Here is a 2,203-nt window from a genome sequence, read left to right as displayed (position 1 = left end):
CGCATCGGTCCCGGCAGGCCCCGCGCGCGGCCCGATCACGTCCTGGGAGACAAGGGCTACAGTTCGAAGGCGATCCGGGCCTGGCTACGGCGCCGGGGCATCACGCACACCATCCCGGAACGGGCGGACCAGATCCGCAACCGGGCCCGGCGCGGCAGCCTCGGCGGACGCCCCCCGACAGTCGATCGCGAAATCTACAAGCAGCGCAACGTCGTGGAACGGTGCTTCAACCGCCTGAAACAATGGCGCGGCATCGCAACCCGCTATGACAAAACCGCCGAGTCCTACCAGGCGGCCGTCACCCTCGCCTCGCTGCTGATGTGGGCGACGCCACCTGCCCTGTTGCTCAACTGCCGTGCCGCCCGAGATGTCGCTCACCCCAAGGAGACGGCGGACGTGATGCGCGTGCCGGCCGCGGAGCCCCATGTCTCCTGACCGTGTGACGCACGCCACGGGAACCTGCCCCGCCGAGTGGACAAGGATGGACGTGGACTACTCATTGCACACCCGGATACGGGCAGGCGACCCCGAGGCGTTCCGCGAGCTCTTCCGTGACCACGCCCGACTGGTCCACCGGCACGCGGTGCGCGTGACCGGGGACTGGACCGTCGCCGAGGACATCGTCTCGCTGACTTTCCTGGAGGCGTGGCGGCTGCGCGTCAAGCTGCGGGACGAAGGCGACAGCCCGCGCCCCTGGCTGATGGGCATCGCCGTGAACGTACTGCGCAACACCACCCGCGCTGCGCGCCGCCACCAGCGGGCCCTGGAGCGCCTGCCGGCCAAGGAAACGGTCCCGGACTTCGCCGACGAACTCGTCGGCCGCATAGCCGATGCCGACCAGCTGGCTGCCGCCCAGCGGGTGCTGAAGAAGCTGAGCCGGAGCGAGCGCGAGGTCTTCACGCTCTGTGTGTGGTCCGGGCTCAGCTACGGGGAGACGGCGGCCGTGCTCGGCGTCCCGGTCGGCACCGTGCGCTCGCGCCTGTCCCGCGCCCGCAGACGGCTGAGCAAGCTGGCCGACGAAGAACTGAGGAAACGCAGGGAACCGCTACCGCGCAACGGACAAGTACAGGGCGGCCGCACTTCTGCGGCCCGGTCACACGAGGCGTACGAGGAGAGGTCCGAATGATCCGCAAGAAGTCTCGGCGTGAGGAGTCGCTGGACCACGCGGAACTGGCCCGGTTGCTGCCGGCGCCGGGAGACCCGCACCTGTCGCTCGACCGTCACCTGCTTCTCGAGGAGCACCTGATGAACGAGATCCAGCGCACCGCACCCGCCCCCGCCCCTGCGCCGTCCCGCCGCCCGGCACGCCGTGTCCTGCTGATCGGTGTCCCGGTCACCGCCGCCGCCCTGGCCGGCGCCTTCGCCTTCACCGCGCTGACCGGTTCCGGGGGCAGCGACCCGGCCGCGGCCACCCCGCCCCCGGTCGAAGCGCCGGTCGTCCGCATCGAGCCCGGCAGCACCGCCCAGCTCGCCTCCACCGTCGAGCACATCGCCGCCGCCGCCTCGGCCAGCAAGACGCCCGAACCCGGCCCGGGCCAGTACATCTACATCAAGAGCAAGGTCTCCTACCTCTCCGTCTCGCACACCGACACGGACAAGTCCAAGACCTTGGTCCAGCCCCTGCACATCCGTGAGGCATGGAATTCCCCCGACGGCAAGCAGGGCTGGCTGGACGAGCCCGGCTACCACCCCAAGGGCGGCATCACCCTCGACAGCGACGTCGAGAGCAGCTTGAACGCCCCCTCCTACGACTACCTCAAGACGCTGCCCACCGACCCGGACGCCCTGCTGAAGAAGATCTACAAGGAGACCAAGGGCCAGGGGAACTCCCCCGACCAGGAGGCATTCACCACGGTCGGCGACCTGCTCGGGGAGCAGCTCGCACCGGCGAAGCTGAACGCGGCGCTGTACCGGGCCGCGGCCAAGATCCCCGGGGTGGTGGTGGTGGATCATGCCCAGGACGCCGCGGGACGCGAGGGCATCGCCCTGGCTCACGTCGACCTGAAGAGCGGCGACCGCACCGAGTGGATCTTCGACCCCAAGACGTACGCCTATCTCGGCAGCCGCGCTGTCCAGGTCAAGCAGGCCGACGACATCAAGCCCGGCACAGTCCTCGAATACACCGCCGTGCTGGAGCGGGCCGTCGTCGACGCCCAGAAGCAGCGCCCCGGCGCGCAAGGTACCGATGCGTGAGAACGCGATC

2 protein-coding genes and 1 pseudogene are annotated in these 2,203 nt (G+C 69.8%); all 3 read left to right on the top strand.

All coding sequences use genetic code 11. The features are described from left to right. Nucleotides 1-339: pseudogene (locus tag ACZ4RZ_RS50245) on the top strand (transposase); the annotation flags it as partial. A gap of 142 nt (nt 340-481) precedes the next feature. Continuing rightward, complete coding sequence (locus ACZ4RZ_RS50240) at nt 482-1,126, top strand: RNA polymerase sigma factor (RefSeq protein WP_100831098.1); 645 nt, start codon at nt 482-484, stop codon at nt 1,124-1,126. Then, nucleotides 1,123-2,193, top strand: a complete 1,071-nt coding sequence (locus ACZ4RZ_RS50235; RefSeq protein WP_467754369.1) for a CU044_5270 family protein — start codon at nt 1,123-1,125, stop codon at nt 2,191-2,193. The genes ACZ4RZ_RS50240 and ACZ4RZ_RS50235 overlap by 4 nt, the downstream gene beginning before the upstream one ends. Nucleotides 2,194-2,203 lie beyond the last annotated feature (10 nt).

This window comes from Streptomyces sp. NPDC027189, assembly GCF_055566975.1.
This window is presented reverse-complemented; position numbering and strand designations above follow the sequence as displayed.